Source organism: Nesterenkonia sp. AN1 (assembly GCF_000582475.1).
Classification (GTDB): domain Bacteria; phylum Actinomycetota; class Actinomycetes; order Actinomycetales; family Micrococcaceae; genus Nesterenkonia; species Nesterenkonia aurantiaca.
The window spans coordinates 122,767-147,603 of the sequence record NZ_JEMO01000015.1 but is presented as its reverse complement, the minus strand read 5'-3'; the positions used below and the strand labels follow the sequence as shown (position 1 = coordinate 147,603).

At 66.9% G+C, this 24,837-nt stretch carries 22 protein-coding genes; 9 read left to right on the top strand and 13 right to left on the bottom strand.

The window, feature by feature from the left end; all coding sequences use genetic code 11:
* Nucleotides 1-32: 32 nt before the first annotated feature.
* The 3 genes from BG28_RS08665 to BG28_RS08655 are packed head-to-tail and all read right to left on the bottom strand — an operon-like array spanning nucleotide 33 to nucleotide 3,171.
* The gene (locus BG28_RS08665) at nucleotides 33-935 is read right to left on the bottom strand and encodes an ABC transporter permease (RefSeq protein WP_036475744.1); all 903 of its coding nucleotides are present in this window, start codon (nucleotides 933-935) and stop codon (nucleotides 33-35) included.
* Nucleotides 932-1,843, bottom strand: coding sequence for an ABC transporter ATP-binding protein (locus BG28_RS08660; RefSeq protein WP_036475743.1), 912 nt, complete (start codon nucleotides 1,841-1,843; stop codon nucleotides 932-934). Before BG28_RS08660 ends, BG28_RS08665 begins: the two co-directional genes overlap by 4 nt.
* A 35-nt stretch (nucleotides 1,844-1,878) precedes the next feature.
* Nucleotides 1,879-3,171, bottom strand: a complete 1,293-nt coding sequence (locus BG28_RS08655) for a DUF418 domain-containing protein (protein WP_051501210.1) — start codon at nucleotides 3,169-3,171, stop codon at nucleotides 1,879-1,881.
* A gap of 115 nt (nucleotides 3,172-3,286) precedes the next feature.
* Between BG28_RS08655 and BG28_RS08650 the strand changes: the two genes are divergently transcribed.
* Nucleotides 3,287-4,153, top strand: coding sequence for a potassium channel family protein (locus BG28_RS08650; protein WP_036475742.1), 867 nt, complete (start codon nucleotides 3,287-3,289; stop codon nucleotides 4,151-4,153).
* Nucleotides 4,154-4,192: 39 nt separating this feature from the next.
* On the opposite strand, the gene BG28_RS08645 is transcribed toward BG28_RS08650, so the two are convergent.
* Nucleotides 4,193-5,278: an inositol-3-phosphate synthase gene (locus BG28_RS08645; protein ID WP_036475741.1), complete on the bottom strand. Its 1,086-nt coding sequence runs from the start codon at nucleotides 5,276-5,278 to the stop codon at nucleotides 4,193-4,195.
* Between the two features lie 142 nt (nucleotides 5,279-5,420).
* On the opposite strand from BG28_RS08645, the gene BG28_RS08640 reads away from it, so the two are divergent.
* Nucleotides 5,421-6,833, top strand: coding sequence for a glycosyltransferase family 87 protein (locus BG28_RS08640; protein WP_152539252.1), 1,413 nt, complete (start codon nucleotides 5,421-5,423; stop codon nucleotides 6,831-6,833).
* Here BG28_RS08640 and BG28_RS08635 read toward each other — a convergent pair.
* Nucleotides 6,819-8,243, bottom strand: coding sequence for a CCA tRNA nucleotidyltransferase (locus BG28_RS08635; RefSeq protein ID WP_036475740.1), 1,425 nt, complete (start codon nucleotides 8,241-8,243; stop codon nucleotides 6,819-6,821). The two genes, BG28_RS08640 and BG28_RS08635, sit on opposite strands and share 15 nt — an antisense overlap.
* Before the next feature lie 123 nt (nucleotides 8,244-8,366).
* Here BG28_RS08635 and BG28_RS08630 point away from each other — a divergent pair, with 123 nt between their 5' ends.
* The 5 genes from BG28_RS08630 to trxA all read left to right on the top strand — a co-directional run bounded on the left by BG28_RS08630 (nucleotide 8,367) and on the right by trxA (nucleotide 14,183).
* Nucleotides 8,367-8,921, top strand: a complete 555-nt coding sequence (locus BG28_RS08630; RefSeq protein WP_051501208.1) for an NUDIX hydrolase — start codon at nucleotides 8,367-8,369, stop codon at nucleotides 8,919-8,921.
* 21 nt (nucleotides 8,922-8,942) lie between these two features.
* The gene (gene murJ, locus BG28_RS08625; protein WP_235181046.1) at nucleotides 8,943-10,727 is read left to right on the top strand and encodes a murein biosynthesis integral membrane protein MurJ; all 1,785 of its coding nucleotides are present in this window, start codon (nucleotides 8,943-8,945) and stop codon (nucleotides 10,725-10,727) included.
* Nucleotides 10,728-10,795: 68 nt separating this feature from the next.
* Nucleotides 10,796-12,715: a hypothetical protein gene (locus BG28_RS08620; protein WP_036475737.1), complete on the top strand. Its 1,920-nt coding sequence runs from the start codon at nucleotides 10,796-10,798 to the stop codon at nucleotides 12,713-12,715.
* 116 nt (nucleotides 12,716-12,831) lie between these two features.
* The gene (gene trxB / locus BG28_RS08615) at nucleotides 12,832-13,842 is read left to right on the top strand and encodes a thioredoxin-disulfide reductase (RefSeq protein ID WP_051501207.1); all 1,011 of its coding nucleotides are present in this window, start codon (nucleotides 12,832-12,834) and stop codon (nucleotides 13,840-13,842) included.
* A gap of 14 nt (nucleotides 13,843-13,856) precedes the next feature.
* Nucleotides 13,857-14,183 carry a thioredoxin gene (gene trxA / locus BG28_RS08610; RefSeq protein WP_036475735.1) on the top strand — a complete coding sequence of 109 codons (327 nt, stop codon included), beginning with the start codon at nucleotides 13,857-13,859 and terminating at the stop codon, nucleotides 14,181-14,183.
* A 106-nt stretch (nucleotides 14,184-14,289) separates the two neighbouring features.
* On the opposite strand, the gene BG28_RS16785 is transcribed toward trxA, so the two are convergent.
* The 8 genes from BG28_RS16785 to rpmH form a co-directional block, all read right to left on the bottom strand.
* Nucleotides 14,290-15,099, bottom strand: a complete 810-nt coding sequence (locus BG28_RS16785; protein WP_036475733.1) for a ParB/RepB/Spo0J family partition protein — start codon at nucleotides 15,097-15,099, stop codon at nucleotides 14,290-14,292.
* A 1,858-nt stretch (nucleotides 15,100-16,957) separates the two neighbouring features.
* The gene (locus BG28_RS08600) at nucleotides 16,958-17,953 is read right to left on the bottom strand and encodes a ParA family protein (protein WP_084479588.1); all 996 of its coding nucleotides are present in this window, start codon (nucleotides 17,951-17,953) and stop codon (nucleotides 16,958-16,960) included.
* Between the two features lie 147 nt (nucleotides 17,954-18,100).
* On the bottom strand, nucleotides 18,101-18,850 hold the full coding sequence (gene rsmG / locus BG28_RS08595; protein WP_084479587.1) for a 16S rRNA (guanine(527)-N(7))-methyltransferase RsmG: 750 nt from the start codon (nucleotides 18,848-18,850) through the stop codon (nucleotides 18,101-18,103).
* Between the two features lie 86 nt (nucleotides 18,851-18,936).
* Nucleotides 18,937-19,590: a R3H domain-containing nucleic acid-binding protein gene (locus BG28_RS08590; RefSeq protein WP_084479586.1), complete on the bottom strand. Its 654-nt coding sequence runs from the start codon at nucleotides 19,588-19,590 to the stop codon at nucleotides 18,937-18,939.
* An 8-nt stretch (nucleotides 19,591-19,598) separates the two neighbouring features.
* A complete protein-coding gene (gene yidC / locus BG28_RS08585) occupies nucleotides 19,599-20,561 on the bottom strand; it encodes a membrane protein insertase YidC (protein ID WP_036475732.1) in 963 nt (320 codons plus the stop codon).
* A gap of 68 nt (nucleotides 20,562-20,629) precedes the next feature.
* Nucleotides 20,630-20,926, bottom strand: coding sequence for a membrane protein insertion efficiency factor YidD (gene yidD / locus BG28_RS08580; protein WP_235181045.1), 297 nt, complete (start codon nucleotides 20,924-20,926; stop codon nucleotides 20,630-20,632).
* A 182-nt stretch (nucleotides 20,927-21,108) separates the two neighbouring features.
* The gene (gene rnpA / locus BG28_RS08575) at nucleotides 21,109-21,504 is read right to left on the bottom strand and encodes a ribonuclease P protein component (protein WP_036475731.1); all 396 of its coding nucleotides are present in this window, start codon (nucleotides 21,502-21,504) and stop codon (nucleotides 21,109-21,111) included.
* A gap of 183 nt (nucleotides 21,505-21,687) precedes the next feature.
* Nucleotides 21,688-21,825 carry a 50S ribosomal protein L34 gene (gene rpmH / locus BG28_RS14970; RefSeq protein WP_083504652.1) on the bottom strand — a complete coding sequence of 46 codons (138 nt, stop codon included), beginning with the start codon at nucleotides 21,823-21,825 and terminating at the stop codon, nucleotides 21,688-21,690.
* Between the two features lie 252 nt (nucleotides 21,826-22,077).
* Between rpmH and BG28_RS08570 the strand changes: the two genes are divergently transcribed.
* Entirely contained in the window at nucleotides 22,078-23,094 is a 1,017-nt protein-coding gene (locus tag BG28_RS08570) for an ABC transporter ATP-binding protein (protein ID WP_084479599.1), read from the top strand.
* Between the two features lie 5 nt (nucleotides 23,095-23,099).
* Nucleotides 23,100-24,749, top strand: a complete 1,650-nt coding sequence (locus BG28_RS08565) for an ABC transporter permease (protein ID WP_051501206.1) — start codon at nucleotides 23,100-23,102, stop codon at nucleotides 24,747-24,749.
* The last annotated feature ends 88 nt before the right edge of the window (nucleotides 24,750-24,837 follow it).

Below are 24,837 nucleotides of genomic sequence, written 5' to 3'. Positions count from 1 at the left end.
CACCGACTCTACCCAGTGGCGCGGCACCCGGCTCAGGCATCGCGTCGAGTGAACAGCAGCCACCCCGGGATCAGCACGACGCCGGCCCAGGCCAGCAGCAGCCCACCGGCAAGCGGCACCGGCAGGTCTGTGGCCAGGGAGGCGCTGCCGGCGGTGAACTGGCGCTGCAGCGCGAAGATCTCGAAGCGGGCCAGCTCCTCGACCCATGGGGCGAAGTCGGTGAGCGCCTGCAGCAGACCCAGCGCGATGGGTCCGCTGAAGAGCAGCAGGCAGTAGGTGACCACCGCTCCGGCAGTGCTGCGCAGCAGCGCTCCGAGCCCGAACCCGAGTGAGGCGGTGATGATCACCACCGCCGCGTTGCTCAGCGTCATCCACCAGAGCTCGGGCTCCCCCAGCGGGGGCATCACGTCGTAGAACCCGGCCAGCGGCAGCAGGACAAGGAAGCAGAGCAGCATCAGCGCCGCGGTGAGCGCTGCGATGAAGCCGCAGACCGCCAGCAGCTTCGCGGTGAAGAACATGCTGCGGTTCGGCACCGCGGCCAGCGAGGACCGGATCGAGCCCGAGGTGTGCTCGGTGGTGATCGCGACCGCCGCGAGCGCCCCCATCAGCAGCGTGACCAGGGTGAAGCTGAAGTAGACGCTCTCGAAGAGGCCGAGCCCGGTCAGCTCAGTGTCCAGGCCCTGGACCGGAGGTTCGGAGAACAGGTAGCGGGTGCTGAACACGGTGGCGGTCAGCGTGAGGATCATCACCGCAAGTGCGGCCAGGCTCAGCCACCAGTTCAGCCGAAGGCTGGTCAGCTTCAGCCACTCCGCGCGCAGCGCACGGGTGAAGCTGACCTCGGCGGGACCGAACGCCGAGGCCGCGGCGTTGCCCGCCGGATGATCAACGGCGCCGGGTTGGGTGCTTCCCGGGGCGCGGGAGGTGTTGGGGTTCATAGCAGTCCTCCGGAGCGGTGTTCGACATAGTTCCCGGTCAGCCTGAGGTAGGACTCCTCCAGGGAGGAGTGCAGCGGGGTCAGCTCGTGGATCACCACGCCGATCTCCAGTGCCCGGCGGCCGATGCTGCGGGCGTCGATGCCGCGCGCCTCGAAGGTCTCGGCGTCCTGGCAGACCAGGGTGATCTGGGCTCCGGCGAGCGCGGTCATGAGCGCCTGCGCGTCCTCGGTGCGCACCAGCACCCGGGTCTCTCCCGCCGGGTCGATGAAATCGCCCAGCGGCTGATCGGCGATGATCCGCCCCTGTCCGAGCACGATGAGATGATCGGCGGTCTGCGCCATCTCCGACATCAGATGAGAGGAGATGAACACGGTCCGTCCCTGGGCGGCGAGTCGGCGGACCAGCTGGCGGACCCAGCGCACGCCCTCAGGGTCCAGCCCGTTGATGGGCTCGTCGAAGATCAGCACCCCGGGGTCACCCAGCATCGCAGCGGCGATCCCAAGCCGCTGAGTCATCCCCAGGGAGTAGCTCTTGATCCGTCGGGTGGCCACGGAGCTGAGTCCGGTCATCTCGATGACCTCCTGGACCCGAGCCTTGGGGATGGCGTGGGTGGCGGCCAGGATGCGCAGCTGCTGCTCCCCGGTCCATCCCGGATGCCACGCCCCGGCGTCGAGCACCGCCCCGACCTCGCGCAGCGGGGCGCGGTGTTCGGCGTAGGGCCTGCCGTTGATCGTGATCTGCCCGGCGCTGGGCCGGTCCAGCCCCATGGCCAGCCGCATCGTGGTGGACTTCCCCGCCCCGTTGGGACCCAGGAAGCCGGTGACCCGGCCCGGCTCCAGCGCGAAGCTGATCCCGTCCACCGCGGTTCGCTCCCCGTAGGTCTTGCGCAGGCCGCTGGCTGTGATCATGGCTCCACGCTAGGTCCGCACCGGTGCGGTGCGCATCACGCTGAAGGATGATCCTGGGCCGGTTTCACGTGAAGCGGCTTCACCGCGTAGGTCCAGGCGCGCAGCGGCGCCTCCATCGGGCCGCGGTCGAAGAAGCGCAGCCACAGGTGCGAGAGCCCGAGCTGGCCCAGCCAGAGCACGACGACGACGCCGCCCACCTGGCTCGAGCTCAGCTGCCCGGCCAGTCCCAGGCCCAGCGGGGCGCCCAGCGCGGAGAAGATCAGGGCGAGCACCAGGGACTGGCCCAGGTAGTTGCTCAGCGACATCCGCCCGGCCGGGGCCAGGAGGCGCACCAGCCAGCTGAACCCGCGGTGGCGCGTGACCAGCAGTGCCGCCAGGACATAGCCGGTGGCCTGTACCGGTCCTGCGAGGAAGATCAGTCCGGCGCTGAGCGTCCCAGCGCCCAGTCCACCGGCTCCCGGCTCGCCGCCCCAGACCATCCAGGCGGCGGTCACGCTGAGCCCGCCTCCCACCGCGAGGGCGGGCAGCATGACCGAGACCAGCCGCGCCGTGGCGATCTCTCCGGCGAGGATCCGCTCCAGCATCCGCAGGCGTCCGAGCACCAGCCCCAGCAGGAAGGCCGCGAACGCGATGGGCCCCTGCACCAGCAGCATCGAGGGGGCCACGAGCGCGTAGGCGTCCAGCTGGAAGGCCAGGTAGCTGCCGAGGCTCCCGGTATAGGCCGCCCGGGCCTCCTCGCTGGCCATGATCAGCCCGGAGCTCTCCATGGACTCCGGGCTCATCGCCGCGCCGTCCATCAGCGGAGCGGACTCCAGCCACCAGGTCAGTGCGCCCAGTCCGAGGAGCGCCAGCGCCACCACGACCCAGAGCCCGGCGGCGAGCAGCAGCGCGGCCCGGGTGCTGATCCGGCGCAGCCCCAGCAGTGCGAAGCCCAGGACGGCGTAGGCGAGCAGGATGTCGCCCACGAAGAGGAAGACCCCATGCAGCAGCCCGAGGACCACCAGTCCGGTGAAGCGACGCTGTGAGCGGGAGACCTCGCTGACCCCGGCGCGGTGCGCGGAGCTCCACTGCAGCACGAAGGCCAGACCGAAGAGGAAGGAGAAGATCACATAGGACTTGCCCTCGAAGACCGCTGTCGCGGCGAAGGCCACCCACTGATCAGCAGCGGCGAAGGCCCCGCCGTCGTCTCCGGAGCCCGTCTCGCTCAGTCCGGCGGAGCGCCCGCCGCCGACGAGGTTCTCCGGAAAGGCGAAGTACCAGATGTTCACGGACAAGATGCCCAACAGGGCCAGCGCGCGCAGCGCGTCCACGGCGTGAAGTCGTTCCATCCCCTCAAAATACCGGGACTTGCCGGACACGATCCCTTCAGGGGGCACAGGCTGGATCTGGGCTGGCCCTGTGGCGCTAAGGTCGCAGGACACCTTCGAGTCTCAGGAGTCTTCTTTGGGCACCGTACTGACCATCGCCGGAATCGCCGTCATCCTGGTGGGCCTTTGGGACATGTTCCACCACCTACTGCACCCGCGCGGGTCAGGTCCGCTGAGCGGCCTGGTCTTCTCAGCGGTGTGGAAGCTCTCCAGGACCACGAAGCATCGGCTGAGCTACGCGCTCGGTCCCGCCACGATGGTTGCCGTCATCATGATGTGGGTGATGATCCAAGCGGTGGGTTGGGCACTGATCTACTACCCACATGTCCCTGAGGGCCTCCTCTATGCCGACGGTGTCAACCCCGGCGACTACCCGGTCTTCGCCGAGGCTCTCTACGTCTCATTGGTCTCGCTGGCGACGCTCGGCTTCGGCGATGTGGTCGCGGTGGAGCCGGGGCTGAGGCTGGTGGCTCCGGTCCAGGGACTGACCGGCTTCGCGCTGCTCACCGGAGCGCTCACCTGGTTCATGCAGATCTATCCGCCGCTGTTCCGCCGGCGCTCTGCCGCGCTGATGCTCAACGCGCTTCAGGAATCCGGATTCCTGAAGCAGCTCTCCGAACTGGACCCGGCTTCGGTCCAGACCGAGGTTGACCGGCTCTCGGAGCAGATCGCGCAGATCTGTGTGGACTTCACCCAGCACAGCGAGACCTACTACTTCCGAGTCGACGCGGACGCCGTCGCGCTCTCGCAGCACCTGCACCATGCCCTGGCGCTGCGTCGAGCCGCAGCAGACAGCAGCGCGCCGGAGGTGCGGATCAGCGCCGCGAGGCTCGGGTCGCTGCTGGACCACCTGGGCTCCACGCTGAGCCCGAGCTTCGTCTCGGGCCGGGACCTGGATGAGATCTTCGCGGCCTATGCCGCAGACCACTCCAGCTCCCGCTGAACCCTCCAGCGGCTTGCCGAGACGCGAGCTGGGAAGTTCCTACCGGTCGATCTCGCCGCGGATGAAGGCCTCGACCTTCTCGTGGGCGACATCGTCGTGGAACTGCTCCGGCGGGGACTTCATGAAGTAGCTCGACGCCGAGAGCAGCGGTCCGCCGATGCCGCGGTCCAGCCCGATCTTCGCCGCCCGGATCGCATCGATGATCACCCCGGCTGAGTTCGGCGAGTCCCAGACCTCGAGCTTGAGCTCGATGGAGACCGGAGCGTCCCCGAAATTGCGACCCTCCAGCCGGATGAACGCCCACTTCCGATCATCGAGCCACTGGATGTAGTCGCTGGGTCCGATATGGACATCTCGGTCGGCCAGCGGCGCGGAGGTGTTCGAGGTCACCGCCTGGGTCTTGGAGATCTTCTTGGACTCCAGCCGATCGCGCTCGAGCATGTTCTTGAAGTCCATGTTCCCGCCCACGTTGAGCTGGTAGGTCCGGTCGAGGTGGACCCCGCGGTCTTCGAACAGGTGGGCCAGCTCGCGGTGCGTGATCGTTGCCCCGATCTGCGACTTGATGTCGTCCCCGACGATCGGGACCCCGGCGTCGGTGAATTTGCTCGCCCATTCCGGGGTGCCGGCGATGAACACCGGAAGCGCGTTGACGAAGGCCACGCCCGCGTCGATCGCGGCCTGGGCGTAGAACCGGGCGGCTTCCTCGGAGCCCACCGGCAGGTAGCAGACCAGCACATCGGCCTGGGCCTGCTTCAGCATGGCCACCACGTCCACCGGCTCGGCCGCGGACTCCTCGATGGTCTCCCGGTAGTACTTCCCGAGTCCGTCCAGGGTCGGGCCGCGCTGCACGGTGATCCCGGTGGCAGGGACCTCTGCGATGGTGATGGTGTTGTTCTGCGAGGCGGTGATCGCCTCGGCCAGGTCCAGCCCGACCTTCTTCGCGTCCACATCGAAGGCCGCGACGAACCCGACGTCGCTCACGTGGTAGTCCCCGAATCGGACATGCATCAGCCCGGGAACTCGCTGATCATCGGGGGCGTCCTTGTAGTACTCCACGCCCTGGACCAGTGATGCCGCACAGTTTCCGACGCCGACCACGGCGACTCGGATGGGATGATCTGCCAAAAGTGCTCTCCTTGGGGTCTTGCAGCTCTGTCTCCCAGCGCGGCGGGGGTCCCGCCGCCAGCTGGAAGGTGATCTCAGTCATATTGGTGTCTCTGAGTCAGAAGCCTATAGCGAGTCGACCTCGGAGGTTATCGTGGACCCGATGACCAAGCCCCCGAAGGACGGACCCCCGGTCGCTCCGACCCGGGATGACCCGCTGCTGCGGCACCTCTCGGAACGCTTCGGCGGACCCGCAGGGGCTCGGTTGCGCCCTCGGGGCACCCCGACCCGGGTGCTGTTGGGCCTGACCGTGCTGGGAATCCTGCTCTCGGCGCTGACCAGCCAGTACTGTCGGATCAATGGCTGGGGCGGGGTGGGGGTCTACCACGCGGGCTGCTATTCAGACATCAGCGCGCTCTTCACCCAGCGTGAACTCGGCCAGGCGCCGTGGGGTCCGCTGATCGGCCCGAGCTACTTCGAGTACCCGGTGCTCACCAGCCTGGTCGCGGCGCTGCTGGCGGCCTCGACCCGGTTCCTGCTCACCCAGGAGGTGACCGTGGCGCTGGGCTGGTCCGCCGAGCGCGCCTCGCTGCTCTACTGGGACCTCAGCTTCGCCGCGGCCGCGGCCGTGTGGCTGGTGCTGGTGCTGGTGGTGATGAAGGCCGCCGGTGCGCGTCCCTGGGACGCCGCGATCGTGGCACTCTCTCCGGCGATCATCTTCGGCATCGGGATCAACTGGGACATCTGGGCCGTGACCGCGCTGGCCCTGGCGATCCTGGCCTTCCAGCGTGGGGCCCATGTCAGCGCCGGGGTGATGATCGGCGTCGGCGTGTCCTTCAAGCTGTTCCCGCTGTTCATGCTCGGCGCCGTGCTGGTCCTGGTGCTGCGCCGCGACACCCGGCTGGGGTTTCAGGTCTTCCTGCGCGTGCTCGGCGGCACGGCGGCCAGCTGGTTGGTGCTCAACATCCCGGCGATGGCGCTGAGCTTCACCTCCTGGTCCCAGTTCTTCGAGCTCTCCGCCGAGCGCGGGGCCGGATACTCCTCACCCTGGCACCTCTGGCAGCTGCTCGCCGGGGATCGCGGCGGCCCGAGTCCCGAGATGATCTCGGGCCTCGCGCTCGGGCTCTTCGTGGCGGCCTGCGCCGGAGTGCTGGTGCTGGGACTGCTGGCGAAGCATCCACCCCGGATGGTGCAGCTGCTGTTCCTGATCGTGACGGGGTTCCTGCTGCTGAACAAGGTCTATTCGCCGCAGTTCATGATCTGGCTGATCCCGCTCATCGCGCTGGCGGCACCGCGTTGGCGCGACGCGCTGATCTGGCAGGGGTTCCAGCTGCTGCACTTCTGGGCGGTGTGGATGTACCTGGCAGGCATCGTGGGGGACCAGGATCCGCAGCATTCCTTCGACACCGCGCTCTACATCGCCGCGGTGCTGGGCCACATCGGCGCCACGATCTATCTGATGGTCCAGGTGGTGCTCGACATCCTGCGCCCGGAGCGCGATCCCGTGCGACGCGCGATCCCGGATCCAGCCCCGGGTGGCCGGCAGGAACCGGTGCCGAGCTCAGAGCTGGGCTGAGGCCCATTCCTTGAGGATCTGCACGGCGTCCTCGCGGGACACCGGCCCGTGCTCCATGCGGTGTTCGAGCAGGAACTTATACGCCCGGCCCACCTCAGGGCCCGGGGGGATCTCCAGGACGGCCATGATCGCTTCCCCGTCGAGGTGCGGCCGGATCCGGTCCAGCTGCTCGCGCTCGGCCAGCTCGGCGATCCGTGCTTCGAGGTCGTCGTAGGCGTGATCGAGCCGGGCGGCCTTCTTCTTGTTCCTGGTGGTCACATCCGACCGGGTGAGCCGGTGCAGCCGCTGCAGCTGGTCACCGGCGTCGGTGACGTAGCGGCGCACCGCCGAGTCGCTCCAGCCCTGGTCGCCGTAGCCGTAGAAGCGCATGTGCAGCTCCACGAGCAGGCTCACCGCGGCGATGGTGGCCTTGTCGAAGCGCAGCTCCTGCATCCGCCGGCGGGTCTGTTTGGCGCCGACCACGTCGTGATGCCGGAAGCTGACCCCGCCGCCGGGTTCGAAGCGCCGGGTCTTGGCCTTGCCGACGTCGTGCATCAGGGCCGCGAAGCGCAGCACGAAGTCCGGGCCGGGCACCGGGCCCTCGTCGTCGGTCTCCAGGGCGCAGGCCTGTTCCAGCACCTGCAGGGAGTGCTGGTAGACGTCCTTGTGCCTGTGGTGCTCATCGTCGGTGAGCTTCAGCGCGGGCACCTCCGGGAGCATGATCTCGGCCAGGCCGGAGTCCACCAGCAGGTCGATCCCGGCGCGCGGGTCGGCACCGCAGATCAGCTTGACCAGCTCCTCGCGGATCCGCTCCGCCGAGACGATGCTCAGTCGCTGGGACATCTCGGTCATCGCCGCGCGCACCTCGGGGGCGACCTCCATGCGCAGCTGGGAGGCGAAGCGGGCCGCGCGCATCATGCGCAGCGGGTCATCGGAGAAGGACTCTTCGGGGGTGGCGGGGGTGCGCAGCAGTCGAAGGTGCAGGTCCTTGACCCCGCCGTGCGGGTCCACCAGTTCGAAGCTGGGCAGCTTCAGCGCCATCGCGTTGACCGTGAAGTCACGCCGGACGAGGTCCTCGCCCAGGTCGGTGCCGAAGTTGACCTGGGGCTTGCGCGAGCCCGGGTCGTAGGCCTCAGCCCGGTAGGTGGTGATCTCGATGGTGTCGGCACCCTTGCGGATCCCGATGGTGCCGAAGTCCCGGCCGATGTCCCAGTGCGCCTCAGCCCAGCCGGAGACCGTCTCGATGATCTGATCCGGGGTGGCGGCAGTGGTGAAGTCCAGATCCGGGGAGGTCCGGCCCAGGAAGAGGTCCCGGACGGGACCGCCCACCAGGGAGAGTTCGAAGCCGCGGGCGGCGAAGCGTTCGCCGAGTTCGACGACGACCTCGGGCAGCCAGGCGCCGTCGGGGAAACCAGAGGGAAGGTAAGGCATAGCGCAAACAGTGTCCCATATGCCGCGCCCGGGGAGGCCCGGATCCGCGCCAGCACCGGCATGCGCGCTGCGGTGCGTGCGGGACGCCGTGATCTGCACGGCACTCCTATTAGAGTGTCGGGTATGAACAGACCGGAGACCGGCGATGAACGGCGCACCCCATTGACGGTGTCAATGGGTGCCCGGCGCATGCCGGCCCGGCAGTCCACGCGGCAGCAGGGCAGCCTCCCCACGGTGGAGGAGGTCAGCGCCGGCGGGGTGATCATCCGCCCGGCCGCCGCCGGGTTCGAGGTCGCGATCATCGCTCGGTACAACCGCGGTGGACGCCTGGAATGGTGCCTGCCCAAGGGCCACCCGGAGGGCAACGAGACCTTCGAGGAGGCCGCGCTGCGCGAGGTCGCCGAGGAGACCGGGATCGAGGGTGCTGTCCTGACTTCTCTGGGCAGCATCGAGTACTGGTTCACCGTCCCCTCGCATCGGATCCACAAGACCGTGCACCACTATCTGATGGAGGCCGTGGGCGGGGAGCTCAGCATCGAGAACGATCCCGACCATGAGGCCGTCGACGTCGCCTGGGTGGACCTGGATGCGCTGGAACGCACGCTCTCCTTCCCCAACGAGCGTCGGATCGTGAATCTCGCCCGTGCGGTGATCGATGAGTCGGTCCAGTCCAGCTGATCCGGCTATAGTCCACTGACGATGACTGCTGCTTCTCCCGGACAGACCGAGACCGGTCCACCGCCAACTCCGCCCTCGACTCCCTCGACCCCGGACCCAACGGCCCCTGACGCCTCGAATGACCAGAGCCACCTCCCCGCGAAGGGCCTGGCCCGCGCCAGTGCGATCATGGCCGCCGGCACCCTGGTGTCCCGGGTGCTCGGCATCGTGCGCACGGCGCTGCTGGCGGTGGCGATCGGCTCGACCACCCTGGTGGGCGACGTCTTTGAGAAGGCCAATACGGTTCCCAACGTGGTCTACCTGCTGCTCGCCGGCGGGATGTTCAACGTGGTGCTGGTCCCGCAGCTGATCAAGGCCGCGCGGCGCTCCGATCGGGGCGCGGACTACACCTCCCGGCTGCTCACACTGACCATCACGGTGCTGGCCGCGTTCACCGTGCTGCTCACCCTCGCGGCCTACCCGATCATCCTCACGCTGACCCGCAACTGGACCGAACCGATGCTCGCGCTGGGCACCGCCTTCGCGATCTGGACCCTGCCGCAGATCTTCTTCTACGGCCTCTACGCGGTCACCGGACAGGTGCTCAACGCCAACGCCCGCTTCGGCTGGTACATGTGGGCGCCGGTGCTCAACAACGTGATCGCCATCGGGGTCATCCTCAGCTTCATCGTCACCTTCGGCCAATACGCCGCGAGTGACGATCAGCTCACCGAGTGGACCACCCAGCAGACCATCTGGCTCGCGGCCGGTCACACCGTGGGCATCATCGCCCAGGCGCTGCTGCTGCTGTGGCCGCTGTCCCGGCTCGGGTTGAAGCTGCGCCCGAAGTTCGGACTCAAGGGCATGGGCCTGGCCTCCACCGGCCGGATCGCAGGCTGGACCCTGTTGACCATGCTCATCGGCAATATCGCCAACCTGCTCTACATGCGGCTGATCTCCGGTGCCACCGCGGTGCGTGAGGAGATGGGCGCGCTCGGCGCCGGGGTGCCCGGGGAGTACGCGGCCAACGTCGCGGAGCTGATCGCGATCCTGCCGCATTCGGTGTTCGTGCTCTCCATCGCCACGGTGCTGTTCAACCAGCTGGCCCGCGCGATGGACCTCGGCCGCTATGGCAGGGCTCGGGAGATCATCAACGAAGGGCTGCGGATCTTCGCCATCCCGGTGATGTTCGCCATGGTGGCGGTGCTGGTGCTCGCCGGCCCACTGGGCCGGATCTTCGGCGGCGCCGCAGCCGATGCCAACCTGGCCGGCGCGGCCATCGGGCAGCTGCTGGTGCTGCTCGCCCTGGGGATGCCGTTCCGCTCCGCCAGCTTCTACCTGATGCGGGTCTTCTACTCCGCCGAGGACGCCAAGACCCCGATGCTGATCTACGCGATCATCGCCGTGGTCGGGCTGAGCACCGCCTATGGTCTTGCCGGGGTCATCCCGGAGGAGCAGATCCCCTATCTGGTGATCGGGCTCTTCAGCGCGCTGCACATGCTGCAGTACCTGATCGCTCACCTGCTCGTGGTCCGGCGCTGGGGCGGCTTCGACTTCGCCTCCGTGCTCAGCGCGTATCTGCGCTCCGGGGCCTGCGCAGGCGTCGCAGGACTCGCCGGCGCAGCCGCGCTGTGGCTGCTCGGCGGTTATCACTGGGGCTTCGCCTGGAACTCGATCTTCACCGCGGTGATCAGCTGCGCCGTCGTCGGTGTGGTGATGGCGGTGGTCTTCGTGCTGATGCTGCGCGCGCTGCGGGTCAAGGAGTTCACCGCGGCGATCGCACCGCTGGCGAGGCGCGTGCCAGCACTGTCCCGCCTGGCCCGGTAGGCTTGACCTGATCTGACCTGGCTGTCTGCGATAGGCGGCCAGGATGTTTACCGGACCGAGGAGGACTTGTGGCGCAGCCTTTCGGCGTCGGCGATGTGGTGGGCGGGCGGTACCGCATCACCCACCACGTGGTGACGTCAGCTGATCAGGACATCGTCTTCCAGGCGAGCGACGAGGTCCTCGACCGGGACGTGAGCATCCTGCTGGCCTCACGCTCGAACGCCAAACAGGTGGCCACCTCCGCGCGGGAACTCGCGATGGGCTCTCGCGACTCCGACGTCCAGGTGCTTGATCTCGGCCTCGCCGAGGAACGGACCTACCTGATCTCCTCGCTGGTCGATCCCAACACCCTGCTGGATCTGGTGGTGCCGGACACCGCGCCCTACGTGGAGCCGTTCTTCACCGACTCGCTGGGCTCCGAGCTCTTCGGACAGTCCCGCATCATGGAGCCCGAGACCTACGAGGACGACGACGAGTACTACGCCGGACTCCATGCCGGCTCCGCCGAGGACCGCTCCGAGGATCCCGCCCGTCGCTTCCGCCGACGCCGTCCCGCCTTCCTGGACAAGGTCTCCGACTCGCTGAACCGCCGGCTGAACACCGAGAGCGACGCCGCCGCCGTTGCGGCAGGCCAGGCAGAACAGGGCCGTGCGGCCGCCGCGGCCTATCTGCGCAGCGACATGGAGGTCACCAGCGCAGACCCTGCGGCGGACACCGCAGAGGACTTCTCCGGCACCCGGGACGCCTCCACGACCGCTTCGAGCGAACCCTCCGAGGGCCTCCAGCCCACAGCCCCCGACGAGGACCGCTCCTCTGCGCCCACCGAGGCCGGCGCGGACGCCGCATCCGGTGACTCGGAAGGGTTCGCGCCCCAGGACTCTGACCCCGCCCAGCCAGAGCCCGCCCAGGACGCCGAGCGGCTCGACGGTGACGAGGTCATAGACGACCCGCCAGACTCCTTCGTGGAGGACGAGGATCTCCCCCTGGCGCCCGCCGCTGCGCCGCTGGCCCCGCTTCCCGGTCCCCCGCGCTCTCGAGGACTCAGTGACGCGGTCTCCTTCACCGGGCTGATCCGGCCAGTGCCACGCATCGAGGATGACGCGGCCCTGCGGGCCCCCACCTCCGCCCCCGCGGCTGAGCTGCAGGGCTCCAGCCCGGCCCACACCGAGCACTCCGGCTCCGAGGGCCCGCTCGCTGCGGGCTTCTCCGGGGCCGGCGCAGAACCACCGGCGGCCGAGCCCGCCGACAAGGACTTCCAGGACGAGAGGCCCAGCATCGGCCGATGGATCACCGCCGCGGTGCTCGCCGCGGTGTTGCTGGTCGCGGCCCTGGTGATGTTCATGAACCTGCGCGGCGGTGAGACGGAGGACGTCTCCGACGAGCAGGACCAGGGCCAGGACCCGGAGCAGGACACCGGGGACGCCGGCGCAGAGGACACCGGCGCAGAGGACACCGGCGCGGAGGAGGGCGGTGACGAGGGCGATCAGGAGCCAGGCGCAGAGGAGTCCACCCCGACCGAGGCCGACGCTGCGGAACCGGAGATCGCGAACATCAACCGAGTGGTCCCCGACTCCCCAGACCTGATCTCGGACCGGGACGGCCAGCTCGCCAACCTCCTGGACGGGGACCCCGCCACCACGTGGGTCACGCTGTCCTTCGCGACCGCTGACTTCGGCGGCTTCAGCTCCGGCGTCGGACTGGTGGCAGAACTCCAGGAGCCCGCCGAGCTGTCCGCGGTCACCGTCACCCAGGAGGGTGAGTCCTCGGGCGGATCCTTCGAGATCCTGGTCAATGACACCCCTAGCTTCGAGGGCGCCGAGCAGGTCGGAAGCGGCACGCTGAACTGGAACGAGACCACCGTGGAGGTCGAGTCGGAGGGCGAGGTCGGCTACGTGATCCTCAACATCACCGAGCTGCCCAGTCAGGCCACCCCGAATGCCGACGGCCTGCCGTTCAGCACCGAACTGGCCGAGATCAGCCTCGACTGACCCTCGGCGCCGCAGTGGGGCCGCACGCACCGCTCCAGTAGGCTGGCGGGTGACGGAATATGTTGAACATCGATGATGTTCAATATTCCAGACACCACGACCGTTGCTAAGGACATGTGATTGTGACTGAACAGACCCCTGACCAGGTTCACGACGTGGTCATCATCGGCTCAGGCCCTGCTGGCTACACCGCTGCCGTCTACATGGCGCGCGCGAACCTCAAACCCGTCATGCTCACCGGCTCTGTGACCGCCGGAGGTGAGCTGATGAACACCACCGATGTGGAGAACTTCCCCGGCTTCCCAGACGGCATCATGGGGCCTGATCTCATGATGAACATGGAACAGCAGGCTCGACGCTTCGGAACCGACATCCGCCACGAGGACGCCACCACGCTGGTCCTGGACCGCCCGATCAAGCAGATCACCACCGGAGCCGGAGACGTCCTCCATGCCCGCGCAGTGGTGCTTGCCACAGGCTCGGCCTACCGTGAGCTCGGCGTTCCCGGCGAGAAGGCCCTCTCAGGACACGGGGTGAGCTGGTGCGCCACCTGTGATGGCTTCTTCTTCCGGGAACAGAACATCGCCGTGGTCGGCGGCGGCGACTCCGCCATGGAAGAGGCGCTGTTCCTGACCAAGTTCGCCTCCAAGGTCACGGTCCTGCACCGCCGTCAGGAGCTGCGCGCCTCGCAGATCATGATCGACCGGGCCAAGGCCAACGAGAAGATCGAATTCATCTGGAACACCGAGGTGACCGAGGTGCAGGGTGAAGGCAAGGTGAGCCGCCTGATCCTGCGGGACACCACCACCGGCGAGCCCTCCACGCTGGACGTGACAGGACTGTTCGTCGCGATTGGTCATGACCCGCGCACCGAGCTCTTCAAGGATCAGATCACCCTGACCGAAGAGGGCACCGCCTGGGTCGAGGGTCGCACCTCCAGGACCTCGCTGCCGGGAGTCTTCGCAGCCGGAGACGTGCTGGACCCCACCTATCGCCAGGCGATCACCGCCGCAGGCTCCGGGTGCGTCGCAGCACTCGACGTCGAACACTGGCTGGCCGACACGCTGAACTCTGAGGCCGCGAAAGTCCCGACCCCGCCGACCAACACTGCCCCCGTCCCGTCCTAAGAAAGGAGATCTACATGTCAGATCTCAAGAACGTCACCGATGCAAGCTTCGAGCAGGATGTCCTGCAGGCCGACAAGCCGGTCCTCGTGGACTTCTGGGCCGAATGGTGCGGCCCCTGCCGCATGCTGACTCCCATCCTCGAGGAGCTGGCCGCTGAGAACCCCGAGAAGATCGAGGTCGTGAAGGTCAACGTGGATGAGAATCCCGGCACCGCCGCCAAGTTCGGCATCACCTCGATCCCCGCCGTCTACGCCTTCAAGGGTGGCGAGCATGTCCAGTCCTCCATCGGCGCGAAGCCGAAGCAGGCGCTGGAACAGGAGTTCGCTGACCTGCTGAAGTAAGCACGGGCCTCAACACATGAGGCCGCACAGTTAGGGCCCGGGACGCATCTGCGTCCCGGGCCCCACTTGTTTCACATGAAACGTCTGGCTCGGCCAGAGCGCAGGATCACGACCGCGACCCGATCATCTCCATCAGCCGGTGCAGATCGTCGATGGACCCGAAATCGATGGCGATCCGACCCTTCTTGGCTCCCAGAGTGATCTTGACCTGGGTGTCCAACCGATCGGTCAAGGCGTCGGAGAACTCCTCGAGCTGTCGCACCCGCGGACTCTTTGCCCGTTCACGGCCGAGATCCCCGGTGCCCTGATCTCGTTGCGCCAGCGTCACGGCCTCCTCCGTCGCACGCACCGAAAGGCCCTCGGCCACGATGCGTCCGGCGAGCTGCTCCATCTGCTCCAGAGACTTCAGCCCCAGCAGGGCACGGGCATGTCCCGCGGACAGGACCCCGGCGGCCACCCGGCGCTGCACCGCGGGGGGCAGCTTCATCAGACGCAGGGTGTTGCTGATCTGAGGCCGAGACCGACCGATCCGCTCGGAAAGCTCATCCTGTGTGCAGTTGAAATCGTCCAGAAGCTGGCGATATGCAGCTGCTTCCTCCAACGGATTGAGCTGTGACCTGTGGATATTCTCCAAAAGTGCGTCTCGCAGCAGGTCATCATCCGCAGTCATGCGAACGATCGCCGGGACCGTCTCGCGCTCTGCGGCCTTGGACGCCCGCCAACGCCGCTCACCCATCACCAGCTCGAACTGGTCCGGACCCGCGGGACGCACCACGATGGGCTGCAGAACACCGATCTCACGGATCGAGTGGACGAGCTCGTCCATGTGCTCTTCATCGAACTCCTGGCGCGGCTGGCGCGGGTTCGGCACGATCGAGGCCACCGGTATGGAACGGAACTCGGCGCCATCCACCATTCCGGAGGTTTCACGTGAAACGGAGCTGGTCCACGCGCTCTCCGGCACGGAAGCAACTCGCTCCGAGGTCGGCGCAGTCGTCTCTCCCTCGACCGCGGGCCCCACCGGTGCCTCCGGCAGGTCCTCCTCAGCCGCCGAACGCTTGGAGGACGTCGACTTCGCTCCACCTCGAGACAATACATCGGGCATCGGAGCCCGCTGGCCGCTGCCTGCGCGGCGTGATGTGGTGTTCGGCCTGGAGATGGTGGCAGATTCCCGAGCAATGACCTGTCTGTCGAGGTCAGCTTTGGCGGAGAAGAACACATCGATGGGGCGAGGAGCACTCGGACGCGCTTCGCGTGTTTCACGTGGAACGGCGTGGGTTGACTGGGAAGCGGATTGACGAGTGGCTGGGGCCCCTGCCTCTCGGGTGTTCGACCGTGTTTCCGCCTCGCGGGACGCGCTTGGTTCTGGTGCCGCTTCACGGGTGGCAGAGTCGGATGCCTCCGCCGGAGCGGCGCCAGCAGGCTCGGGGCGGCCATCCTCGACCCGGGCGGCCTGAGCCGATTCGACCGCCTCGGCCGCCTCAGCGGCACGGAGGGCCTCTGCGGCTTCCGCGTCCTGGGCATCGCTGTTGATCAATGCGCCCAGGCCTCGACCGAGACCACGCCGCTTTCGTTCTGCCATTCGGCAGCCTCCTAGGGGATAGAACTAGAGCCGCACGGTGGGAACGGCAACTCGATCTATTCTACGGAGCCAACCGGTCAGACCCCTGTAGGCGGGCGCCCAACCAGGAAGGTTTCACGTGGAACAGCGTGTCACCGCAGGTGATCTCTGCCTCGGGACTGAATGGCGCGGTAAAGCCCCAGCTCAGGGGGACACCACGGGGCGGGTGGCGACTTGAGAGCCCCTATCCTGGTCTTGGCTGTCACTGATAGATGTCACTTCGGCGTGTTTCACGTGAAACCGTGACTCTGGACTTCTCTCCTACGTTCCTGCTGCTGGTTCCAGCTTGCTGACCCGTTGCTTCACGTGAAACTCGTGGACGGCCGGCGACCGCGCCCAGATGTGACCATTCTCGAAGAGTGTGCCGCAGCGAGTTCACGCGCATGATGCTGACGATGCAGAATCCCGACCGCGTGCAACTTGTATGAGACAATGCTTTCGTGCGCCATGTGTTGGTTCCACGTGAAACCCGAACCCGAAGGATGCGCCTGGTTCATCACTTGCATGTCACTACGGGTTTCACATGAAACTTGCACATACCGGTGGTCAGCGCTCACACCACGGATCCTGGAATCAACAGCCCCGCGGGATTCCCGCTGATCCAGACCCCGTGCGGCGTGCAGGACCGTCCGTTCCAGGAACCCAAGTATCTGAGGTCGGTTTCACGTGGAACCACGTCCCACCTGGTGCGCCGAGCTGGGTATTCGAGTCCATCGCAGGTTTCACGTGAAACGCGCGGACTGCGGCGTTCGGTGCGAAAACCCCAGCTCCTGTGATCGCGGGTCCTGCAGCCTCCGTCCGTGGGACCGCACTCGCTCCAGACCCCATGCTGTCTCCAGGTCCTCCGGCCCAGGGAGCCCGGAAGTACGTGGTGCTGGTTTCACGTGAAACAGACCCCCGTCCGGGACGGCCAGTCGATGATGGCGGTCGACGGGATGGTTTCACGTGAAACCCGCCGCATATCCTCGACTCGCTCGTATTGTGGCAAAGATGCCCTGGTCCGGGAGCGCGCGAACACCACGTCGCGCCGTCGCAGGCTCCGTCACAGGGGAGCGGGGTTTCACGTGGAACCGAATTCAGCGTCCCGTGCTTCAGAGTCGGGCCACCCCGGGTGCAGGCGCCGAACGAGCTCAGAAAGGACTATCGTCCCTGGTCAGGAGCGCTGGACCAGCTCAGCGGCAGCTTCCAGGTACGCCAGGGCACCGGTAGAGGACCGGTCATAGGTGATGACGGTCTGCTGATAGGACGGAGCCTCGGAAATGCGCACGCTGCGTGGAATGACCGACTGCAGCACCGATTCCGGGAAGTGTTCGCGCACTTCTCCGGCCACCTGGGAGGCAAGGTTGGTGCGTCCGTCGTACATGGTCAGCAGGATCGTCGAGACCTTCAGCGGAGGGTTCAGATGCTTCTGGATCATGCCGATGTTGTTGAGCAGCTGACTCAGGCCTTCCAGGGCGTAGTACTCGCACTGGATAGGTATCAGAACCTCTTGGGCGGCGACGAAGGCATTGACGGTGAGCAGGCCAAGGCTGGGCGGACAGTCGATGAATACGAAGTCCAGCCGCTCGAGTCCGTTGTCCTCTCGGTATCGATAGTACTCCGCCAGCGCCCGGGCCAGCCGCTGCTCTCGGGCCACCAGGGAGACCAGTTCGATCTCGGCTCCGGCGAGATGGATCGTGGCCGGCACCACCTGAAGCCGGGGCACATCCGGGCAGTCGGCGACCACATCGGCCAGCGCGAAGTCCTCGATCAACACGTCGTAGACCGAGTCGGCATCTGCAGAGTGGTCCACGCCTAGGGCTGTGGAGGCATTCCCCTGCGGGTCGATATCGATCACCAGAACGTTGAAGCCCTGATCGGCCAGCGCGGCCGAGAGGTTCACGGTGCTGGTGGTCTTGCCCACTCCACCCTTCTGGTTCGACACGGTGATCGCCCGAGTCTGGCTGGGTCGGTTCAGTTCGGTGGTCGTGAGCTTCTTGCGGCGACGATTCTCGTCTGCGAGCTCGGCGGCCAGGGGAGAGGACGCGGCCAGGGACTCCAGGATCGAGGAACCCTCCGCCGTGCTCGCTGCCGCCTCTGCGGCCCTGGCGGCGCCACTGGTTTCACGTGAAACGCGCTTCTCCTGCACGAGCCACCCTTCCTTTGTCATGACTGGACCACTTGTGTCGGGCAGACCACCCCGACAAGCGGGGGTGGGCACAGCTAAGAGTCTAGGCCACGGGGGTGACCCGGACACCCGTAGCAACGCGTCTGAAGACGATTGCAGGCCCGCTGCGAGATCGGGAGGCCTGCGAGGCTACCGCGGCCCGGCGGAGCGTCGCCGGCAGCGCACGACGGTGCTGGGCTCCTCCAGAAGGTCTTCGCCGAGAAGCTCGACCGTGGGGTTTGTCAGCTTGTGCTTGCTGAAGGACTTGCCCGCCGCGGCGATCTCACCACGGGCGCTGCGCCCCTTGATGAGCATCAGCTCGCCGTCGTCGTCCAGCAGCGGAACTGTCAGTGGCAAAAGCTTCTTGAGACCTGTCACGGCGCGGGCGGTCACCACATCGGCCATGACCTCGTCGGTGACCTCCTCAGCGCGGGCGCGGATGAGTTGGACATTGTCCAGCTGCAGGTCCTGGACCACCGTGCTGAGCCACTCGACGCGGCGCTCCATCGGCTCGATCAGGATGAACTCCACATCAGGACGTGCGATCGCCAGGGCAAGTCCCGGGAGACCGGCACCTGAGCCGACGTCTGCCACCGTGGTGCCTGCGCTCAGCTCAGGGCCGAGCACGGCGCAGTTGAGCACATGGCGGGACCACATGATGGGCACCTCACGGGGCCCGAGCAGTCCATGCTCGATACCGGTGGAGCACAGATGCGCGACATATTGCTTGGCCAGGTCCAGCCGGTCACCGAAGAGCAACTCGGCAGCCCGCTGCTCCTGCTCGCTCAGCTCCGGCGCCTCCAGCGAGGGCCCCTGCCCGGGGAGCTCCGGCTCACCCAGTTGGGCGTCATTGACCGCCTCGTGGGTGGCTGCTTCGCGGTCGTCCTGGGGCTCACTCATGTCTTGCTCCTTGGCTGCAGGACCGGATCCTCAGCTGCGCTGAGCCCCGGCCTCGGTGTATCGGACTCCGCGGCGCGTGGCGGCGCTCAGGCCGGTGAGATGACCACGTGGCGACGCTTGCCTTCACCCTCGGACTCGCTGAGGAGACCGGATTCGGCGACGAAGTCATGCACGATCTTGCGCTCGTAGGCGCTCATAGGCTCCAGGTGTTCGTCTTCACCACGATCCTTGACCCTGGCGATCGCCTTCTCGGCCTGGTCCTTGAGCTCGTCCTGTCGCTGGTCGCGATGGCCCGCGATGTCCAGGATCAGCCGGGTCCGCTCCCCGGTGGCGGTGAGCACGGCGAGCCGGGTCAGCTCCTGCAGCGCATCGAGGACTTCGCCCCCGTCCCCGACGAGATCATCCAGCTCCTCACCGCCCTCTTCCGTCACGATCGAGACGTAGGTGCGGCCCCCGCGGACCTCGATGTCGATGTCGCCGTCGAGGTCAACGATGTCCAGCAGCTCTTCGAGATAGTCAGCGGCGATGTCACCCTCATCCGTGGCACCTCCAACGGCGGCCTGATCGCCCTGACCGGCCTCAGCATCGCTGCTCCCGGCCTCGGCGCTCTCCTGGCCCTCCCGGGCAGGTTCGCCCGACGCTGAGGCGCTGAGCAGCTGCTCCGACGGCGCGTCGCGCTCTGTCTCTGCTGCCTGGCCATGGGTGTCGGTCTCGCTGCGCTGGGTCACGTTCTCGCTCATAGCTGCTGCTACTTCCTCTTCTTCTTCTTCTTCGCGGGCTGGGAAGTCTGACCCAGATGCTTTCCGGTCGGCTTGGGCTCCTCGACGACGGGCTTGGGCGCCTCATTGAACGGCGCCAGTCCGCGCGCGGCACGACGCAGGTTGAGTTCCTTCTCCGCCAGGGACCCGGGAGTCGGGTTGTTGCGGATGACCCACCACTGCTGGCCCATGGTCCAGAAGTTTGTCGCGGTCCAGTAGACGAGCACGCCGACTGGGAAGTTCACGCCGCCGACCACGAAGACCAGGGGCAGCACGTAGAGCATCATCTTCTGGGTCTGCGCGAACTGACCCGTCAGGGCCGCTTCGGACATGTTCTTGCTCATCAGCTGCTTCTGCGTGAAGAACTGGGTGGCAACCATGGCCACGATCATGATCGAGGTCAGGATGACCACGTCCCACCGGGTGGGATCCTCGCTGAAGGAGGGCAGGAAGATGTCTGACATCCCCACACCAAAGATCTCTGAGCCGTCGAAGCTCTGCACCTCCGCGGCGCTCAGCGCTCCGTAGCCCTCGGCCTGGTTCTGTGGTTCGCGCATCCGGTTGAGCATCCAGAACAGCGCGAAGAAGATCGGCATCTGGGCCAGCAGCGGAAGGCACGTCATGAACGGGTTCACATTGTGCTTCTTGAACAGCGCCTGCTGCTCCTGTGCCATCTGCTGCCGCGAGACAGGGTCCTTCTTGCCCTTGTACTTGGCCTGCAGCTTCTGCACCTCGGGCTGGATGATCTGCATGCCGCGCTGAGACTTGATCTGCTTGACGAACAGCGGGATCAAGATGATGCGGATGACAAGCACCAGCAGAACGATGGACACCACCCAGTTCCACCCAGAGTCGAACGGAAGCCCCACCGCGGTCAGGACGCCGTGGAAGGTGCTCAGGATGAAGGAGACGGCCCAGGTGAAGGGCCACATGATTGTGTCGAAAAAGCCCATGAATCTCTCAGATGTCGTGGCCAGGCGTCATGCGGAAGCAGCCTGCCGGCTCGGGGGAGTTGATGGCGTCAGTCATCATCGCCGCGGGGTATCGGTGGGTGGTTTGTCTCTATGATCGTCGGTACTCCACCCTGCGGCCAAATCCTCGCCGTCGGTGGCACCGGGTCGACTCCACCACCGGTGAAGGGATTGCAGCGAAGAATTCGCCACAGCGTCAGTGGGATGCCGCGGATGACCCCGTGAGCGGTCACCGCTTCCAGCCCGTAGGCAGAGCAGCTCGGATAGAAGCTGCATACCTGACCGTACAGGGGCGAGATGACTTTGCGGTATGCCCGCAGGAGCCAGGAGAGCAGGATCGATGCCATGGAGCGGATCCATCCCCAGTGGCCGCGCCGAAGCTCGGCCTCGGTGACCTCCACGGTGGGGACCCCGGGGGCCATCCCCTGCTCGACATAGAAGTCTCGATGCCGGACCCAGATCGCGTTCTCCGGTCCGTGGCCCTGAGCCTGCCCGGGCGGTGGCGTCAGGTCCGGCTCTGGAGGCTGGTTCACGTGCGGACCGCCCGGCGGAGGGACTTCCGGTGCGCGCGCTGAGCCGCCCGGAGAACCTCCTCGCGCAGCTGTGCGTGGTCCATCCTCGTGATCTCGGGGAAGGCACGGATCACAAGGTCCATGGTGTGCCCGGGATCGGTCGCGAGCGCCTCATGGCGCATCAGATCCATCACGATATGGCGCAGTCGCCGCTGCACCCGATGCCGGACCACGGCATTGCCCACGGCTTTGGACACGACGAGCCCGCACCGCCAAGATGATCCACCTGCGGCGGGAGCCTCGGTCCGCAGCAGAACCGAGACCATCAGCCCGTCGCCTCCGGCGCGCGAACCATGTCGCATGGTGGCGCGGTGATCGCCCGAGGAGGTCAGGCGGTGTTCCTTGGGAAGCACAGCGTGTGAACTCCCTTCGAGGCGACCGCCAGGGTGCGGTGCCGGGTCTCGGACCTGCGCCCACGACTGGGGCACGGGATGCACGAACGGCCCGGTCCCTGATGATGGGACGGGCCGCGGTGTCGGTCCTGGCGCACTGCGCCGGGACCTGCTGACCAGGTGGTCAGCGTGAATTGCTCTGGATCAGGCCGAGAGTTCCTTGCGGCCCTTGGCGCGGCGGGTCGAGATGATGGATCGGCCGGCACGGGTGCGCATACGGGAACGGAAGCCGTGCTTACGGCTGCGACGGCGGTTGCTCGGCTGGAAAGTCCGCTTGCTCACTGTGTACTCCCACTTGGATGGTTTGAAGTCATTCGGGCCCCGGAAAGGATCTGCGTGCAGGCACGGCAGTACTCTGGGGCGACCTGCCAACACTAGGGGTTCTTTCCCTGCGCCGTCAAGTCGAGGCGGATCCGACTATCAACAGTTGTGCAGAGCACTGTGGATAGACCGGGCAGTGACCCATTGGACCGGGGACCGGGCTGTTCCATCGTGGATGTCCCGGCGCTGGTCGGGGTCGAGAAGGGACTGGACATGGCTGGTCATGATCCCGTGATCCAGGTGGCTGACCTCACGAAGTCATTCGGTGATGTCCGCGCCCTGGACAAGCTCTCCCTGCAGGTCAACGAGGCCGAGGTGCACGGCTTCCTGGGACCCAACGGGTCCGGAAAGTCTACGACGCTGCGCGTGCTGCTGGGTGTGCTCCATCGCGACTCCGGCACGGTCAGGGTCTTCGGCGGAGACCCGTGGCGAGACGCCGTGGCGCTGCACCGGCGCCTGGCCTACGTCCCCGGGGAGGTGGAGCTCTGGCCCAACCTCACGGGCGGGGAGGTCATCGACGTGTTCCTGCGGCTGCGCAGCCGCGCCGCCGGGACCAGGCATGTGACTCAGCGACGTGATGAGCTGATCGAACGCTTCGCGCTGAATCCTCGCAAGAAGACCCGCACCTACTCCAAGGGTAATCGGCAGAAGGTGGCGCTGATCGCGGCCCTGGCCGCCGACGTCGACCTGCTGCTGCTCGATGAGCCCACCTCAGGCCTGGACCCGCTCATGGAAGTGGTCTTCCAGCAGGTCATCGCCGAGACCCGGCTGCAGGGCCGCTCCGTGCTGCTCTCCAGCCACATCCTCGCGCAGGTCGAGGCACTTGCAGACCGGGTCTCGATCATTCGCGAAGGTCGCACCGTGGAATCCGGCAGCCTCTCTGAGATGCGCCACATGACACGCACCACGATCGAGGTCGAGACCACACGATCCGCCGCCGTGCTCCAGCATCTCGAGGGGGTCCATGATCTGCGCATCACACACACAGCTGGTGCCAGCCGGACGGTTCTGGAGGTCGACAGCGATCGGCTGGCTACGATCACTGCGCACCTGGCAGCTCTGGGCGTTCAGTCCCTGGTCGCCCACCCTCCGACCCTCGAACAACTGCTGATCAGGCACTACGGTGTGATTCCGGAATCCACCACCCCCGCCGCAACTACCCCGGCCACCGAAGGCGCGGCTGACTCTCCAACCTCGCGCACGCCAGCCCCCGACCCCTGCGCACCATGACGACCATGCAGAACCGGTCCCTCAACAAGACCGACACCACCGACTCAGCCCGGACAGGCATGGCCGGCACCGGAGTCCTGTTGCGATTCATGCTGCGCCAGGACCGGGTGCGGCTGAGCCTCTGGGTGCTGGGCATCGGGCTGATGAGCTTCTATGTGGCCAACGCCGTGCAGGCGCTGGTCACCGACGAGGCGGAGCTGGCCCAGATGGCGGGGCTCTTCGCGGATCCGGTGGGCCGCCTGATGACAGGTCCGGCCTATGGCATGGAGTCGCCCACCTTCGAACGCTTCTACGCGGCGGGGTATGTGCTGTTCATCTACATCCTCACCGCCCTGATGAGCATCTTCACCGTGGTCCGGCATACGCGTGCCGAAGAAGCCTCCGGCAGGGCCGAACTTCTGCGCGCCGACGTGCTGGGTCGGCACGCCACGCTCACCGCTGCGCTGCTTCTGGTGCTGCTGGCCAATGCAGCGGCTGCGATGCTGGTGCTGCTCGGTGCGCTCTCGGGCGGGTTCGCGCAGGAGGGATCGCTGCTGGTGGCAGGATCCGGGGCCGCCATCGGACTGCTCTTCGCCACCGTGGCGGCCCTCGCCGCCCAGCTGACCGAGACCTCCCGCGCGGCCTCTGGGTTGACCGGTGCACTGCTGGGACTCGCATATCTGATCCGGATGGTCGGGGACATGGCCGCCGTTCAGGGCACTGCGCTCTCCTGGTTCTCCCCGCTCGGCTGGTCCCAGCAGACCGCGCCCTATGTCGAGGACCGCTGGTGGCCCCTGCTGCTCTGCCTGGCACTGGCCGCGGCGGCGGTGCTCGGGGCCTTCGGGCTGAGCACCCGGCGTGACCTCGGGGCCGGACTGCTCCCTTCTCGGCTGGGGCGGGCGCAGGCACGCCCCCGGCTGACCACCCCGCTCGGCGTGGCGACTCACACCCTGCGCGGAGGCCTGCGCGGCTGGGGCGCTGCCGTCATCCTCTGCGGCGCGCTCTTCGGCAGCTACGCCCAATCGATGGTCGATACCGCCGCGAGCCTCCCCGAAGAGTTCCGCAGCTTCTTCGCCGGAGAGACGGTGCTGCTGGGATACCTGGCCTATATGGCGATGTTCCTGGCGCTCTTCGTCGCGGCCGCGGGAGTCGGCGGCATCCAACAGCTGCGCGGCGAGGAGAAGCATGGGCGGGCCGAGCTGCTGCTCAGCGCTCCGCTGAGCCGCACCCGCTGGCTGGGCGCGCACCTCACCGTGCTCCTCGGTGGACTCGGCATCATGCTCTCGTTCACCGGGCTGGCCACCGCCGCTGCGGCGGTGGCCGTGCTCCAGGACGATCCCTCCGCATACTTCAACGACATCCTGTGGGCCAGTCTGCATCAGGGACCTGCTGTCCTGGCCGTAGTGGGACTCACTCTCGCCGCCTACGGCTGGGTGCCGCGGTTCGCCGGACTGCTGGGGTGGCTGCTGCTCGGCTATGCGGCAGTGATGACGAACTTCGGTCCGCTCCTGGATCTGCCGACGGTCTTCTCCGAGCTCAATGTGTTCGGGCACCTCGCGCAATACCCGGTCGAGGCCGTCCGATGGAGTCCGGTGCTCTGGCTCAGCGGCATCGGCACGGCCGGGATCCTCCTGGGATTCACAGGATGGCGGCGCCGTGTCATCAACAGCGGCTGACCTGCCATGACGCGGAAGAACCGAGTTGTTCCACAGGGCTGTCCACAGAAGCTGTGGAATACTATGGGCAGAATTTCGCCGATGTACA

What these genes read in the sequence shown, in the direction of transcription:
- BG28_RS16785 (WP_036475733.1), bottom strand. Translation starts at nt 15,099, where the DNA reads ATGGTGGATGGCGCCGAGTTCCGTTCCATACCGGTGGCCTCGATCGTG.
- BG28_RS08665 (WP_036475744.1), bottom strand. Translation starts at nt 935, where the DNA reads ATGAACCCCAACACCTCCCGCGCCCCGGGAAGCACCCAACCCGGCGCC.
- BG28_RS08640 (WP_152539252.1), top strand. Translation starts at nt 5,421, where the DNA reads ATGACCAAGCCCCCGAAGGACGGACCCCCGGTCGCTCCGACCCGGGAT.
- BG28_RS08660 (WP_036475743.1), bottom strand. Translation starts at nt 1,843, where the DNA reads ATGATCACAGCCAGCGGCCTGCGCAAGACCTACGGGGAGCGAACCGCG.
- trxA (WP_036475735.1), top strand. Translation starts at nt 13,857, where the DNA reads ATGTCAGATCTCAAGAACGTCACCGATGCAAGCTTCGAGCAGGATGTC.
- BG28_RS08635 (WP_036475740.1), bottom strand. Translation starts at nt 8,243, where the DNA reads ATGCCTTACCTTCCCTCTGGTTTCCCCGACGGCGCCTGGCTGCCCGAG.
- rsmG (WP_084479587.1), bottom strand. Translation starts at nt 18,850, where the DNA reads ATGAGTGAGCCCCAGGACGACCGCGAAGCAGCCACCCACGAGGCGGTC.
- BG28_RS08600 (WP_084479588.1), bottom strand. Translation starts at nt 17,953, where the DNA reads ATGACAAAGGAAGGGTGGCTCGTGCAGGAGAAGCGCGTTTCACGTGAA.
- BG28_RS08590 (WP_084479586.1), bottom strand. Translation starts at nt 19,590, where the DNA reads ATGAGCGAGAACGTGACCCAGCGCAGCGAGACCGACACCCATGGCCAG.
- BG28_RS08630 (WP_051501208.1), top strand. Translation starts at nt 8,367, where the DNA reads ATGAACAGACCGGAGACCGGCGATGAACGGCGCACCCCATTGACGGTG.
- murJ (WP_235181046.1), top strand. Translation starts at nt 8,943, where the DNA reads ATGACTGCTGCTTCTCCCGGACAGACCGAGACCGGTCCACCGCCAACT.
- yidD (WP_235181045.1), bottom strand. Translation starts at nt 20,926, where the DNA reads ATGGCATCGATCCTGCTCTCCTGGCTCCTGCGGGCATACCGCAAAGTC.
- yidC (WP_036475732.1), bottom strand. Translation starts at nt 20,561, where the DNA reads ATGGGCTTTTTCGACACAATCATGTGGCCCTTCACCTGGGCCGTCTCC.
- BG28_RS08655 (WP_051501210.1), bottom strand. Translation starts at nt 3,171, where the DNA reads ATGGAACGACTTCACGCCGTGGACGCGCTGCGCGCGCTGGCCCTGTTG.
- BG28_RS08565 (WP_051501206.1), top strand. Translation starts at nt 23,100, where the DNA reads ATGCAGAACCGGTCCCTCAACAAGACCGACACCACCGACTCAGCCCGG.
- BG28_RS08570 (WP_084479599.1), top strand. Translation starts at nt 22,078, where the DNA reads ATGGCTGGTCATGATCCCGTGATCCAGGTGGCTGACCTCACGAAGTCA.